15 protein-coding genes and 1 tRNA gene are annotated in these 12,007 nt (G+C 65.9%); 9 read left to right on the forward strand and 7 right to left on the reverse strand.

From position 1 onward, the window contains the following. Positions 1-10: 10 nt before the first annotated feature. The 4 genes from B0B01_RS13565 to B0B01_RS12305 all read right to left on the reverse strand — a co-directional run bounded on the left by B0B01_RS13565 (position 11) and on the right by B0B01_RS12305 (position 2,533). Complete coding sequence (locus B0B01_RS13565) at positions 11-232, reverse strand: entericidin A/B family lipoprotein (RefSeq protein WP_083946362.1); 222 nt, start codon at positions 230-232, stop codon at positions 11-13. A 166-nt stretch (positions 233-398) separates the two neighbouring features. Continuing rightward, a complete protein-coding gene (locus B0B01_RS13100; RefSeq protein ID WP_143733104.1) occupies positions 399-545 on the reverse strand; it encodes an entericidin A/B family lipoprotein in 147 nt (48 codons plus the stop codon). 618 nt (positions 546-1,163) lie between these two features. Next, the gene (locus B0B01_RS12300) at positions 1,164-1,361 is read right to left on the reverse strand and encodes a hypothetical protein (RefSeq protein WP_076650368.1); all 198 of its coding nucleotides are present in this window, start codon (positions 1,359-1,361) and stop codon (positions 1,164-1,166) included. A gap of 401 nt (positions 1,362-1,762) precedes the next feature. Continuing rightward, positions 1,763-2,533, reverse strand: coding sequence for an alpha/beta fold hydrolase (locus tag B0B01_RS12305; protein ID WP_076650369.1), 771 nt, complete (start codon positions 2,531-2,533; stop codon positions 1,763-1,765). A gap of 189 nt (positions 2,534-2,722) precedes the next feature. Here B0B01_RS12305 and B0B01_RS12310 point away from each other — a divergent pair. After that, a tRNA-Arg gene (locus B0B01_RS12310) sits at positions 2,723-2,799 on the forward strand. A 102-nt stretch (positions 2,800-2,901) separates the two neighbouring features. On the opposite strand, the gene B0B01_RS12315 is transcribed toward B0B01_RS12310, so the two are convergent. Continuing rightward, a complete protein-coding gene (locus B0B01_RS12315; protein WP_143733105.1) occupies positions 2,902-3,165 on the reverse strand; it encodes a hypothetical protein in 264 nt (87 codons plus the stop codon). Positions 3,166-3,771: 606 nt separating this feature from the next. Here B0B01_RS12315 and B0B01_RS12320 point away from each other — a divergent pair. Together B0B01_RS12320 and B0B01_RS12325 are read left to right on the forward strand one after the other, a co-directional pair. Then, positions 3,772-4,251, forward strand: coding sequence for a hypothetical protein (locus tag B0B01_RS12320; RefSeq protein ID WP_076650370.1), 480 nt, complete (start codon positions 3,772-3,774; stop codon positions 4,249-4,251). Positions 4,252-4,644: 393 nt separating this feature from the next. Then, positions 4,645-4,959: a DMT family transporter gene (locus B0B01_RS12325; RefSeq protein ID WP_076650413.1), complete on the forward strand. Its 315-nt coding sequence runs from the start codon at positions 4,645-4,647 to the stop codon at positions 4,957-4,959. Between the two features lie 233 nt (positions 4,960-5,192). Here B0B01_RS12325 and B0B01_RS12330 read toward each other — a convergent pair whose 3' ends face one another. Next, a complete protein-coding gene (locus B0B01_RS12330) occupies positions 5,193-6,155 on the reverse strand; it encodes an acetyl-CoA carboxylase carboxyltransferase subunit alpha (protein ID WP_076650414.1) in 963 nt (320 codons plus the stop codon). 172 nt (positions 6,156-6,327) lie between these two features. Here B0B01_RS12330 and dgcA point away from each other — a divergent pair, with 172 nt between their 5' ends. The 3 genes from dgcA to B0B01_RS12345 are packed head-to-tail and all read left to right on the forward strand — an operon-like array spanning position 6,328 to position 9,263. Then, positions 6,328-7,293, forward strand: a complete 966-nt coding sequence (gene dgcA / locus B0B01_RS12335) for an N-acetyl-D-Glu racemase DgcA (protein WP_076650415.1) — start codon at positions 6,328-6,330, stop codon at positions 7,291-7,293. 2 nt (positions 7,294-7,295) lie between these two features. Further along, positions 7,296-8,156 carry a D-amino-acid transaminase gene (locus B0B01_RS12340; protein WP_076650371.1) on the forward strand — a complete coding sequence of 287 codons (861 nt, stop codon included), beginning with the start codon at positions 7,296-7,298 and terminating at the stop codon, positions 8,154-8,156. 48 nt (positions 8,157-8,204) lie between these two features. Next, positions 8,205-9,263 carry a glycosyltransferase 61 family protein gene (locus B0B01_RS12345; RefSeq protein ID WP_076650372.1) on the forward strand — a complete coding sequence of 353 codons (1,059 nt, stop codon included), beginning with the start codon at positions 8,205-8,207 and terminating at the stop codon, positions 9,261-9,263. A gap of 14 nt (positions 9,264-9,277) precedes the next feature. Here the strand turns inward: B0B01_RS12345 and B0B01_RS12350 are convergent, their stop codons facing one another. Next, positions 9,278-9,580 carry a DUF1244 domain-containing protein gene (locus B0B01_RS12350; RefSeq protein WP_076650373.1) on the reverse strand — a complete coding sequence of 101 codons (303 nt, stop codon included), beginning with the start codon at positions 9,578-9,580 and terminating at the stop codon, positions 9,278-9,280. A 174-nt stretch (positions 9,581-9,754) separates the two neighbouring features. On the opposite strand from B0B01_RS12350, the gene pyk reads away from it, so the two are divergent. The 3 genes from pyk (at position 9,755) to rplT (ending at position 11,929) form a co-directional block, all read left to right on the forward strand. Continuing rightward, on the forward strand, positions 9,755-11,212 hold the full coding sequence (gene pyk / locus B0B01_RS12355) for a pyruvate kinase (protein ID WP_076650416.1): 1,458 nt from the start codon (positions 9,755-9,757) through the stop codon (positions 11,210-11,212). Positions 11,213-11,347: 135 nt separating this feature from the next. Beyond that, entirely contained in the window at positions 11,348-11,548 is a 201-nt protein-coding gene (gene rpmI, locus B0B01_RS12360; RefSeq protein WP_076650374.1) for a 50S ribosomal protein L35, read from the forward strand. 15 nt (positions 11,549-11,563) lie between these two features. Further along, entirely contained in the window at positions 11,564-11,929 is a 366-nt protein-coding gene (gene rplT, locus B0B01_RS12365; RefSeq protein WP_076650375.1) for a 50S ribosomal protein L20, read from the forward strand. The last annotated feature ends 78 nt before the right edge of the window (positions 11,930-12,007 follow it).

The raw sequence follows: 12,007 nt of genomic DNA on the forward strand, positions 1-12,007 counted from the left end.
CGCGCTCCCATCAAATGTCGGCGAACTGCGGCGGAGTGATCACGTCGCTTTGGGGCGGCTGGCGCTGCGCGGTCGAGGCGGCCGGCTGACCGGGGCTGTGCATGGATTGCTGCGCATCCTGCGCCGTTCCGGTCAGGGCACTTCCCGCTTTCTGCAGGTCGCGGCCCGCCCCCTTGGTTGTTTCGCAGGCGGTGAGCGCCAGCAGGGCGGTTACTGCAAGTAAAACGCGCATTCGACTTGTCTCCTTGGTAAACGGACAGGATCAGTAAGACCGTATCGCACCCGGAGGCAAGCCGTTTGCACCGCGCCCCTGCCCAGGCGGGATGCCATGGGCGAGAGGCCGCGCGTTGCCATCCGCGGGGCCGGATGATCCGGCCCCCGGACGGCCGATGGTCACGTCAGGACGCTTCTTCGGCTTCCTGCGAAATGCCCGAGCCGAGGGTTTCGACATCCTCGCCAAAGCCCTTGGTGGTTTCGCATGCAGCCAGGGCAAACAGCGCCACGCAGAGCAGGGACAGGGCCGGCAGTGAAAGACGTGTGGTCATGATCGAACCTCCAGTTGAAAAGCGATAAGGCAACGCGCGACCCGGCCCTTCGGTTCCGCGAGGGCGGGGCGGGGACTGATTCGTGCAGCTTGTTGCGCCGGTTGCCGGTGGAGAGCGCCGCCGCTCCGGTTGCGGCGGAGCTTGGTTCGGGGCTCGCCGGTCGGGCTGGCGTGGGAGTGCTGTGGGGCACCGGGATTGCCTTCGCCGATTAACGCGGCGCCGGATTGCGCTGTGTCGGCCGCGTTACAGCGGTGGTGGCACCGCCTGCCGGCAAGGATTGCATTGCACCGGCTTCGCCGCGCCGCTGCGCTGACTGCGTTGCACTGCCGTCCCTAGCTTGATCCGGTCGCATTGCGGCCAGTATCCGCGACTGAACGGCGATTCCGTGACAGATCAGATGATCAATCAGGTCGCACTGTGATGGGCGGGTGCGCAAGCATTCGGTTCTTGCGGCGGCCGCCAGCCGCGAACGGATTGTGCCGCCACGCATGAACACGGATTCTGCCACCTTGGCGATACCCGCTGCGCGGCAGCCCGGTGCAAGAACGGAGATAAGAACCGGCGCCGGTTGCCTGTCGTCTTGTCGCCCGCCCCGAGGGAGCGGTGAGTGGCCCCTTGCTACACGATCGCCTTGTGATGCCGCGCGACCGCGATCTTTCGCGGGCCGCGAAGCAGGGACAGCATGACGCTGATGCCGAAGCCGACCCAGAGCCCTGCCGTATAGGACGCAAGCGCCAGCCACATCCCGGCACCGAACGTGACAGAGAGGATGCAGGCGGCGAAACCGGCAAGAACAGCGACGACAAGATGACTCATTATATTTTTCCTCCCACTATTGGCATCGCCGCAGCCGGGCTGTCCTGGACGTGCAGGCGACGTCCGCGCCAGAATGGCGCCCGAGTGTTTACAAAATGTTAAATCGGCAACGACCATCACATTAACCCTGTCTTTCCGCACAGCGGATCCCTGCATCCTCATCCGCAGGAATTGGGCGAGTCTCGGCCCATCCGCGACGATGACATGCGCCTGATTCCGCCCAGTGACCGGTTATCGTGCCGAATCCGGATCAGGTGCCGTCAGAATCAGGAATAGCAACGCAATCTGGCAAGAATTCGGGAAAAGCGGGCCGGATCATGCGGAAATCATGGCGCAACACGCCCGGATTGTGGCGCTCGCAGGGCTGCCCGCATTGCGGGGAGCGCGCGCAAGAGCCGCGGTCAGGCGTCCAGAAAGCTGCGGATCACCGCTTCGAAGGCGCGCGGCTGATCCGCATGCAGCCAGTGACCGGCCTCGTGCAGCCGGACGATGCGGGCGCCGGGAAACAGGCGGCGGATCAGGGGGCGGTGCTCGGGCAGGATGTAATCCGAATGCTCGCCGGCAATGAACAGCGCCGGCCCGTCCCAATGCGCATCGAGTGCGGGAAAGCCCAGTATCTGCGGCATCGCCGCGGCCAGCGCATCTAGATTGAAGCGCCAGCGCCGCTCCCGCAGGTCGAGCGACTGGGTAAAGAAGCTCTGCAGCTGGCGCCCGATTCCGGCCTCGGCCAACTGTGCCGCCGCATCCGTGCGCCGTTCGACCCGGGAAAGATCGACACCCCGCATCGCCTCGATATTGTGGATCTGGCTGTGGCCATAGGCGACCGGGGCGATATCCGCGACGACCAGGCGCCGCAGCAGGTCGGGGCGGGTCAGCGCCAGCATCATGGCAGCCTTGCCGCCCATGGAATGTCCAAGCACATCGGCCCGCCCGCCCTGGTCCGCACAGCGCAGCGCGATCACCTCGGCCATGTCCGCGGCCATGTCCGCATAGCTGTGATCGTTATGCCATGGGCTGTCGCCGTGATTGCGCATGTCGAGCGCGAGAACCTGCCGCCGGTCGGAAAGGCGCCTGGCGATCACACCCCAGTTGCGGGCCGATCCGAACAGGCCGTGGGCGATGACGAGCGGCGCCCGCTCGGACGGCTCTCCGTGGGTGATGACGTTCAGCATGCAACCTCCGATCCGGGAAGGGCCTCCGCCGCCGTTCCCACCGCCGTTCCGCCGGCGCGCCGCTGTCATGTTCCACGCGGCCGCGGCGCGCGCAAATCCCTTTACCGCCGGGGATATTCTCTGTAGGTCATCGGTCGGCCCGGCCCGGCGGAACCCGACCGCCCGCGAACCGGTCCGGCACCGGCCTGCGGCCCCGTAGCTCAACGGGATAGAGCAAGCGCCTTCTAAGCGCTAGGTTGGGGGTTCGAGTCCTCCCGGGGTCGCCATCGCTCCATTTTTCATGATTTCACGGCACGTGGCTCTGTCCGGGATCAAGCTGACGCTCGACCGGATTTACACGGAGATGCGCGGCGGATGCGGATCGCAGATCACCTCGCGCTGTCCAGCAGCCGCAACAACTCCCGCTCGATCGTGTCCAGTGCGTCGTGATCGCCGTCGCGCGCGGCCGTGATTGCGGTCTGCAGCCGCTCCCACGAGGGGTGATCGTCGGCAATCAGGCGTCCGTCCATATGCGCCACGGTCAGCACATGTGAATAGACGACGCGGTAGGCCGGGCGCCGAATGGCCCGGTCGCGCATGTCGCAGAGTCGCTTGTAGAGCCGGAGGGTGGTCATGCGGCGATAGATAGGCACGCCGCGCGCCCCGCCAAGGGTTGCTCCGATCGTCAAACCGTTGTGGAGGTGCAGATGGCCGCCAGAAAACACGTGAAGGGGGCATTCAGGAAGCGCCAAAACATCTGATGCGCCCGCTTGTGAGTCCTGTCCACGGTTTTCTTCTCGGGGCGCAAGACGCTCCGGGCGGGCGAGCGTGGACCGGCACAGCGGCCTGATCTTTGCTGTCAGGGCTCTGCTTTCTCGTCACCATGGCCAGGCCGGGCCCGATCATCGCTGTCCGCAGCGTCCGGCCGGGCGCAGCCGCGCGATGCCGGCCACTCCTGTGGCTTGTGGCCGGTCCCCTCGTGCTTGCCCTGACTGTTCTCGCGATCCGGGGTCGTGGCGGGATTGTCCCGTCGTGGATTGGACATGTCAGCACCTTTTGGAAGCAAACCGGCGACGGTGGCCGATGTTCCGAAAGGGAACACTTCCGCGTTCGCCGGACTGAAAACAGTCCGCCCCGCGCAGAGGGGTGGTGATTTGCCCGAACCAGGCATCCTGCAGCTTCGGAATCAGTTGATTGCGCCGGACAGAAGCGCATCCTGAAATTCTGGCGGCGTTGCCTGTTGGGTGGGGGATATCCCGATGTCTGCATTTCCGAATTTCTCGACCAAAGCCTCAAAAGTCCGGGTCGTATCGACCGTCATCCTCTTTTTCTGTGCGGCATCTACGATACAGGCCCAGGAGATCACACTGACGGAACGAGCAGCCGAGGCTTATCAGCTGTGCAGCACGAATTCGCATCTGGACGGGCTTGATTGCAACTGCATCGCGCAAGGGTTCATGGCCTTCGATGCGAAGCAGCCGGAAAATTCCGTGGTGAATATCTTTGATGAATTCATGCGCACGGACATCACGGAATGCGTTGTACCGGAGAAGATTCGGGCGAAGGCGGTCGGGCGATGCATGGAAGCGGTGCCCTATGGGCGGGTGCCAAACAGCCGCAACCTCAGCGAGGAGGAGCTATGTTCATGCATTGGCGACGAGGCGCTGAAAGAGGCACTGGCCGGCAACCCGGTTGGCGCGGGGCTCTCGAGCGCCGCCATACTGGCCTGTGGCACATGAGCGGCAAATAGCATGACCTGAGCCGCGGCGCCGGTCCGCCGCGAGCGGATGCCCGGCCGGGGGCAGGGGGCTTCATCCTGCCCGCCCGGACGCGGCCTTTAGCCCGGATGTAACCACGCCCGCGCCGTGGACACAGGGATGAGCACCAGGCTGCAAGGCCCGTCGTTTCCCCGGCCCGGCATCTGAAACCGGTCCGCGTTCATGATGTGAACTTCCTCCGGTCTGTTTCCGCCGCCGGTCTTGTCGTGTGAGCCGTCATCGCCTGTGCCCCATGTCCACTGCCCGGCTTGTTCAGAAGAATGCGGACTGCTATGGTCATTTTCGCGAGGACGACCTCCCTCTGCGGGCAGATTGGCCGGGACGACCCGGTTGACCTGAACGAAGGGAATGGTCATGGCTTGGATTTACTTGGGTTTCGCTGGCCTCCTCGAGATCATCTGGGCGTTCTATATGAAGAAGTCCGAGGGCTTTTCGTTGATTGCGCCCAGCGTCGTCACGATCGTTACGATGATCGGCAGCTTCGCACTTCTCTCCGCTGCAATGCGATCCTTGCCGCTAGGCACTGCTTATACCGTCTGGACGGGGATCGGCGCGGTCGGGGCCTTTACGGTAGGCATCGTTGTGCTCGGAGAGGCTGCCAGCCTGTCGCGCCTTCTCGCCGCCGCGCTCATTGTGAGCGGGATCGTGATCATGAAGCTTTCCAGCTGACAATGAAGACTATTTGCCCGATGTCATCCTCTGGACGGGCGTGTCCGCCGCGGCGGGTGACCGCGTGGTTCGCCATTATATTGGGAACGATGCGGGCGAGATATTCCACCTTTCGGAGAAGCTGAATTTACCCCCTTCTCGGGGTCGCCAAGGCGGGCAGGGCGCGGGGTCGCGATATTATCCGTGCGCCGGGTTTCCGCCCGGCGGAGCAGGTGGGGCCGGGGGTGCGAGGCTCAGGCGGCGAGCGTCGCGGCTCCCATGTCGAGGTATTTGCGGCGCCGCTGTTTCATGAGCGCGGTGCCCTTGTGGTCCGCGAGGTCGCCGAGCATCTCGGCGATGACCGTGCCGACGGCGTCGATGGCCTCGGTGCCGGCGCGATGGGCCGCGCCGCGCGGCTCCGGGATGATCCGGTCGATCACGCCGAGCTTTTTCAGATCCTGGGCGGTCAGGCGCATGGCGGCGGCGGCCTCGCGCATCTTTTCGGCGTCCTTCCACAGGATCGAGGCGCAGCCCTCGGGCGTGATCACCGAATAGACCGAATGTTCAAGCATCGCCACGCGGTCCGCGCTCGCCAGCGCCACCGCGCCGCCCGAGCCGCCCTCGCCGATGATCACGCTGACGAGCGGCACCGGGATCTGCAGGCAGGTCTCGATCGAGCGTGCGATCGCCTCGGCCTGGCCGCGTTCCTCGGCTCCCTTGCCGGGATAGGCGCCGGGCGTGTCCACGAGGGTGATGACGGGAAGGCCGAAGCGCCCGGCCATCTGCATCAGGCGGATCGCCTTGCGGTAACCCTCGGGCCGGGCCATGCCGAAGTTATGTTCGATCCGCGACCGGGTGTCATGGCCCTTTTCCTGGCCGATCACCATGACCGGGCGGTCGTGGAACCGCGCAAGCCCGCCCATCACCGCGAGATCCTCGGCAAAGTTGCGGTCGCCCGCGAGCGGCGTGAATTCGTCGAAAAGGCGGTCGATATAAGCGCCGCAATGGGGCCGTTCGGGGTGCCGGGCGACCTGGCATTTCTGCCAGGGCGAAAGGTTGTCGTAGAGCTCGTCGAGCATCGACGCCGCCTTGGAATCGAGCGCGGCGGCCTCGTCCTCGACATTCATTCCCTCGTTGCGCCGCGCAAGGGCGCGCAATTCCTCGGCCTTGCCCTCGATCTCGGCCAGGGGTTTTTCAAAGTCGAGATAATGTGTCATCAGCCGCTCCATGGTTTGGCGATATATGCCGCGGGGGGGGCGTCATTGCAATGCTTGCGACCTCGCCCGAGGGCGCGTGGCCACGACGGCGCCCTTGCTTCGGCCTTTGGGACGGCTTGCGCGGGCGGGAGCCTTCGGCGAGGATATTTCCGGCCAGAAGAAGGAGCGGGTGGTGAGGATCGAGGTCGGGTGCGAGGAATTTCCGCTGGCGCAGGCATTCGCCATTTCGCGCGGGGCGCGCATGACGAGCGAGGTGCTGGTCGCGCGGGTCGCCCAGGCCGGGCTGGAGGGGCGGGGCGAATGCGTGCCCTATGCCCGCTACGGGGAAAGCCCCGGGTCGGTCGCGGCGCAGATTTCGGCCCTGCCGGAGCGTTTCGGACGGGCCGGTCTCGCGGAGCTTCTGCCGCCGGGGGCCGCGCGCAATGCGCTGGACTGTGCGCTCTGGGATCTCGAGGCGAAGCGCAGCCGCCGGCGGGTCTGGGAACTGGCCGGGCTGCCGCCGCCGCGCCCGGTGGTCACGGCCTATACGCTGTCGCTCGATGCGCCGGAAATGATGCGGGCGCAGGCCGCGCGCCATGCGCACCGGCCGCTGCTCAAGGTCAAGGTCGGCGCGCCCGAGGACATGGCGCGGCTCGAGGCGGTGCGGGAAGGGGCACCGGCGGCGCGGTTGGTCGTCGATGCGAACGAGGGCTGGAGCGCGGAGGTCTATGCCGATCTTTCGCCCCATCTCGAACGGCTCGGGGTGTCCGTGGTGGAGCAGCCGCTGCCGGCGGGGGATGACGCGATGCTGGCAGAGATCGCGCGCCCGGTTCCCGTCTGCGCCGATGAAAGCTGCCATGACCGGGCGAGCCTCGCCGCCCTGGCCGGGAAATACGACATGGTGAACATCAAGCTCGACAAGGCCGGCGGGCTGACCGAGGCGCTGGCCCTGCGCGATGCGGCGCGGGCGGCCGGTTTCGGCGTGATGGTCGGCTGCATGGTCGCGACATCGCTGGCCATGGCCCCGGCGGTGCTGGTCGCGCAGGGGGCGGATGTGGTCGATCTGGACGGGCCGCTTCTGCTGGCGCAGGATCGCGCAGACGGCTTGACATATGACGCGCGGGGCGTGCATCCGCCTGTTCGTGCGCTCTGGGGGTAAAGATGCAGCGGACGGTCTATGTGAACGGAGCCTATCTGCCCGAATCCGAGGCAAGCGTGTCGATATTCGACCGTGGCTTTCTGATGGCGGATGCGATCTATGAGGTGACGAGCGTCCTTGATGGCCGGCTGGTCGATTTCGATGCCCATATGACGCGGCTTGCGCGTTCGGCGCGGGAACTCGACATGGCGCCGCCGCCCGGGCGGGACGAGCTGCTTGCGATCCATCGCGAACTGGTCCGGCGCAACGGGATCGACGAGGGGCTCGTCTATCTTCAGGTCACGCGGGGCGCGCCGGGGGACCGGGATTTCGCCTATCCCGATCCGGGGCTGGCGCCGACCGTGGTGCTGTTCACGCAGGCGAAACCCGGCCTTGCCGATGACCCGGTGGCGCGGCGCGGGATCCGGGTGATCAGTCTTGACGATCTGCGCTGGAAGCGGCGCGACATCAAGACGGTGCAGTTGCTGTATCCGAGCATGGCGAAGATGGCGGCGCGGCGCGCGGGAGCGGATGACGCCTGGCTGGTCGAGGACGGGTTCGTGACCGAAGGGACCAGCAACAACGTCTATATCGTGAGCAACGGGCGCATCATCACCCGTCCGCTGTCCTGCGAGATCCTGCATGGCATCACCCGCAGGTCGGTGCTGCGCTGCGCGGCCGAGGCCGGCATGGCGGTGGAGGAGCGCGCCTTCACCCTGGCCGAGGCGAAGGCCGCGCAGGAGGCCTTCCTGACCTCGGCCAGCGCCTTCGTCATACCGGTCGTTGCGGTGGACGGGGTCGTGCTGGGCGACGGGCGGCCCGGGCCCGTCGCCGCGCGGCTGCGGGACATCTGCCTGGAAGAGGCGCGCGCAGGGGCGATCTGATCTGATCCGGTCCTGCCGATTGTGGTTTTTGGGGGCGTGGGAGCAGGGATGATGCGTCGTTTTCTCTCGCGGGGTTATCCGGTCATCAACAAGGTTCTTGCCCGTGCCGGCAGGCAGCGGTCGCTGGAGGAGGCCGCGGTTGATGTCGAGGAAATATGTGCCGCGGAAGACGGCATGTCGTCACCGGTCTTCATTGCGGACGGGGATTGGAACAAGGTCAGCGGCTTTGCGCCCGGGACAACGCGCGAATACGAACAAGGGCGTGTGTCTGGCGGTCCGGTCCGGCATGAGGCGACGCTGAGACTTTCGTTCCGGAACGTGCTGGCCACTCCGAACGGGTTCTTCATGCCGGGCGCATCGCTGAACCGATCGGGCAGGGTGGATTTGCGGGCGGTGCTCCTTGGTGAAATTCCGACCTTTCCGCGCGGCTTCTACGCCTTGCCCAGCATCGCGATGCCCTATTTCGGGCATTGGGTGAATGATGCGCTGCCCGCCACGCTGCTGTGCCGGCCGGACGAGGCCCTGTATCTTCCCTTCGATCCGGGCTGGCCCCATCCGGCCCGTTATCTGGAACTTCTGGAAATTGATGCGATCAGGGATCGGACGGTGTTCTTCCAGCGCATGAGCTTTTGTCTCGACATCGGGCAGAATGAAAATCGCCGGGAGCGGCAGCGCACGATCCGCAGCCGCATCCGGCGCCGGTTCCATCCCGCCGCGGCAAAAGGCGTGCTGATCCGGCGCGGCGCGGCGGGGGCCCGGCAACTTGCGAACGAGGAGGAGCTTGCCCACCGGCTGACGGAGCGGGGGTTCGACAGCTGCAGCTCGACCGACACGCTCGACCGGATTCTGGAGGCGACCAGCGGCGCGGACACCATCGTCTCCATCGAGGGCAGTCACATAAGTCACGCCCTGCTTTCAGCAGCCGATCATGCGCATTTCATCGTGATCAATCCGCAAGATCGCTTCAACGCGGTCTTCAACGATTACATGCCGGCGTTCGGCGGGCGCATGAGCACCTTGGTCGCGCCGCGCCGGGGCGATGGATATGCGGTGGACATCGCCGCGCTGCTGGACCTCATTGATCGCGCGCCCTTGCGGGTCGGCTGAACGGGCAGGCGCATTCAGCCGTTGCGCGGCGCAGTTGCGGCAAAGGCTGCGATCTGCTCGGGCGTGGCCTCGATCTGGTGGCGGGCCTTCCATTCGTCATAAGGCATGCCGTAGAAGATTTCGCGCGCCTCTTCCTTGCCGAGGGTGATACCCCGCTCGGCGGCGGCTTCCTGGTACCAGCGGCTCAGGCAGTTGCGGCAAAAACCCGAAAGGTTCATGAGGTCGATGTTCTGCACCTCGGGGCGCTCTTCCATCAGATGCTTGCGCAGGCGGCGGAAGGCGGCGGCTTCGAGTTCGATTTCGGTCTGGCGGTCCATCTCTCTTTCCTGACGTCATGGGTCCGGCCGGTCGTCCGGCGGGTGTCCTGCCGAATCTAATGCCCCGCGCGCCGCTATTCCAGCCCGGGCGGGAGGGCGTTGCCGGGACCCCGGATTTGCGCGATAAGGGCGCAAACACCGTTTGCGGTAACATTGGGAATGGAGCGCCTGTTCATGCGGCGTCAGCGCAAAGTCAAGATCGTGGCCACACTTGGTCCGGCCTCGGAAACGCACGAGACCATCCGTGCCCTGCACGAGGCCGGCGCGGATGTGTTCCGGCTCAACATGAGCCACGGGAGCCGCGACGAGATCCGCGACAAGCATCGCATCATCCGCGAGATCGAGGCCGAGACCGGCAGCCCGATCGCGATCCTTGCCGATCTGCAGGGCCCGAAGCTGCGGCTCGGCACCTTCGCCGAGGGAGAGATCACGCTCGGAGAGGGCGCGTGCTTTCGCCTCGATCTCGACCCGGAGCCGGGGGATGCGCGCCGCGTCTGCGTTCCGCACCCCGAGATTTTCGCGGCCCTGGTCAACGGGGCGACACTTCTCATCAATGACGGCAAAGTCCGTCTGGAAGTGATTGAATCAGAGCGCGACTTTGCTGAATGCGTGGTGCGCACGGGCGGGGTGATCTCCGATCGCAAGGGGGTGAACGTGCCCGATGTGGTGCTGCCGCTCGCGGCGCTTTCGGACAAGGACCGCGACGACCTCGAATTCGCCTGCGGGCTTGGCATCGACTGGCTTGCGCTGTCCTTCGTGCAGCGCCCCGAGGATGTGGAAGAGGCGCGCATCCTGGTCGGGGATCGTGCCGCGATCATGGCCAAGATCGAAAAACCCGCGGCGGTGGAGCAGTTCGAGCGCATTCTTGCGGCGGCCGACGGGATCATGGTGGCGCGCGGCGATCTGGGGGTGGAACTGCCGGTGCAGTACGTGCCGCCGATCCAGAAGCGCCTGGTGCAGCGGTGCCGGGCGGCGGCAAAGCCGGTGATCGTGGCGACGCAGATGCTGGAATCGATGATCGAAAGCCCCGTGCCCACGCGGGCCGAGGTGTCGGACGTGGCGGCGGCGATCTATGAGGGCACCGACGCGGTGATGCTGAGCGCGGAATCGGCGGCCGGTCAGTACCCGATCGAGGCGGTGCGGGTGATGGACGACGTGGCCGCGCATGTCGAATCCGACCCGGCCTATGCCGAGCAGATCGCCGCCTCGCGCAGCGCCCCGGGCAGCACCACAGCCGATGCGATCGTCGCCGCCGCGCGCGAGATCGCCGAAAAGACCGAGATCAAGGCGATCTGCTGCTTTACCCAGAGCGGCACCACGGCGCTGCTGAACGCGCGCGAACGCCCCAAGGTGCCGATCATCGCGCTGACCTCGCTGCAGCGCACCGCGCGGCGCCTGTGCCTGACCTGGGGCTGTCACTGCGTGATCACGGAGGAGCTCGACCGCTTCAAGCAGGCGGTGGTGAATGCCGTGCGCGCGGCGCGCAGCGAAGGGTTCGCGGCCGAATCCGATCAGATCGTGGTGACCGCGGGCGTGCCCTTCAACGTTCCCGGAAGCACCAACATCCTGCGCATCGCCCCCTGTGACGAACGGCTGATCTGGCCGGGTGGCGCCTCCGGCGTGCAATCCTGATGCCAGTCCGCCTGCCGTGAGCCCTTGTCAAACAGCCGCGATCCGGCTAGAGGGCGGCTTCCGAATGGTGCGTCCGGCCGATGTGGCATGCCGAGTCGCACCCTGACCGATCCCGAACACCGAAGGAGCTCGGAAATGCCCAAGATGAAGACCAAGTCAAGCGCCAAGAAGCGCTTCAAGATCACCGCGACCGGCAAGGTTCTGGCCGGGCAGGCCGGCAAGCGCCACGGCATGATCAAGCGCAGCACCAAGTTCATCCGTGACGCGCGCGGCACCACCACTCTGTCGGAGCCGGATGCGAAAATCGTCAAGGGCTTCATGCCCTACGGCCGCTGACAGGAGATCTGAGCCATGGCACGTATCAAGAGCGGAACCGTCACCCACGCCCGTCACAAGAAGGTCATCAAGGCCGCCAAGGGCTATTTCAGCCGGCGCAAGAACACCTTCCGCACCGCGACGCAGGCGGTGGACAAGGCCAACCAGTATGCAACCCGCGACCGCAAGAACCGCAAGCGGAATTTCCGCGCGCTCTGGATCCAGCGGATCAACGCGGCCGTGCGCGCCCATGACGAAACGCTGACCTATTCGCGCTTCATCAACGGCCTGTCGCGCGCCGGGATCGAGGTGGACCGCAAGGTTCTGGCCGATCTCGCCGTGCACGAGCCCGAAGCCTTCGGTGCGATCGTCAAGCAGGCGCAGGACGCGCTCGCCGCCTGAACCGCAGGACCAGCCGGACATATCCGAAAACGCAAGGGGCTGTCCGAAAACCGGACGGCCCCTTTGCCTTGACGCGGC

Source organism: Pontibaca methylaminivorans, from assembly GCF_900156525.1.
Lineage (GTDB): Bacteria > Pseudomonadota > Alphaproteobacteria > Rhodobacterales > Rhodobacteraceae > Pontibaca > Pontibaca methylaminivorans.

Bases quoted from the DNA above. Each gene is read 5' to 3' on its own strand.
- pyk (WP_076650416.1), top strand. From the start codon at position 9,755: ATGCGGCGTCAGCGCAAAGTCAAGATCGTGGCCACACTTGGTCCGGCC.
- B0B01_RS12330 (WP_076650414.1), bottom strand. From the start codon at position 6,155: ATGACACATTATCTCGACTTTGAAAAACCCCTGGCCGAGATCGAGGGC.
- B0B01_RS12345 (WP_076650372.1), top strand. From the start codon at position 8,205: ATGATGCGTCGTTTTCTCTCGCGGGGTTATCCGGTCATCAACAAGGTT.
- B0B01_RS12305 (WP_076650369.1), bottom strand. From the start codon at position 2,533: ATGCTGAACGTCATCACCCACGGAGAGCCGTCCGAGCGGGCGCCGCTC.
- B0B01_RS12325 (WP_076650413.1), top strand. From the start codon at position 4,645: ATGGCTTGGATTTACTTGGGTTTCGCTGGCCTCCTCGAGATCATCTGG.
- B0B01_RS12320 (WP_076650370.1), top strand. From the start codon at position 3,772: ATGTCTGCATTTCCGAATTTCTCGACCAAAGCCTCAAAAGTCCGGGTC.
- rplT (WP_076650375.1), top strand. From the start codon at position 11,564: ATGGCACGTATCAAGAGCGGAACCGTCACCCACGCCCGTCACAAGAAG.
- rpmI (WP_076650374.1), top strand. From the start codon at position 11,348: ATGCCCAAGATGAAGACCAAGTCAAGCGCCAAGAAGCGCTTCAAGATC.
- B0B01_RS12340 (WP_076650371.1), top strand. From the start codon at position 7,296: ATGCAGCGGACGGTCTATGTGAACGGAGCCTATCTGCCCGAATCCGAG.
- B0B01_RS13100 (WP_143733104.1), bottom strand. From the start codon at position 545: ATGACCACACGTCTTTCACTGCCGGCCCTGTCCCTGCTCTGCGTGGCG.
- B0B01_RS12300 (WP_076650368.1), bottom strand. From the start codon at position 1,361: ATGAGTCATCTTGTCGTCGCTGTTCTTGCCGGTTTCGCCGCCTGCATC.
- B0B01_RS12350 (WP_076650373.1), bottom strand. From the start codon at position 9,580: ATGGACCGCCAGACCGAAATCGAACTCGAAGCCGCCGCCTTCCGCCGC.
- B0B01_RS13565 (WP_083946362.1), bottom strand. From the start codon at position 232: ATGCGCGTTTTACTTGCAGTAACCGCCCTGCTGGCGCTCACCGCCTGC.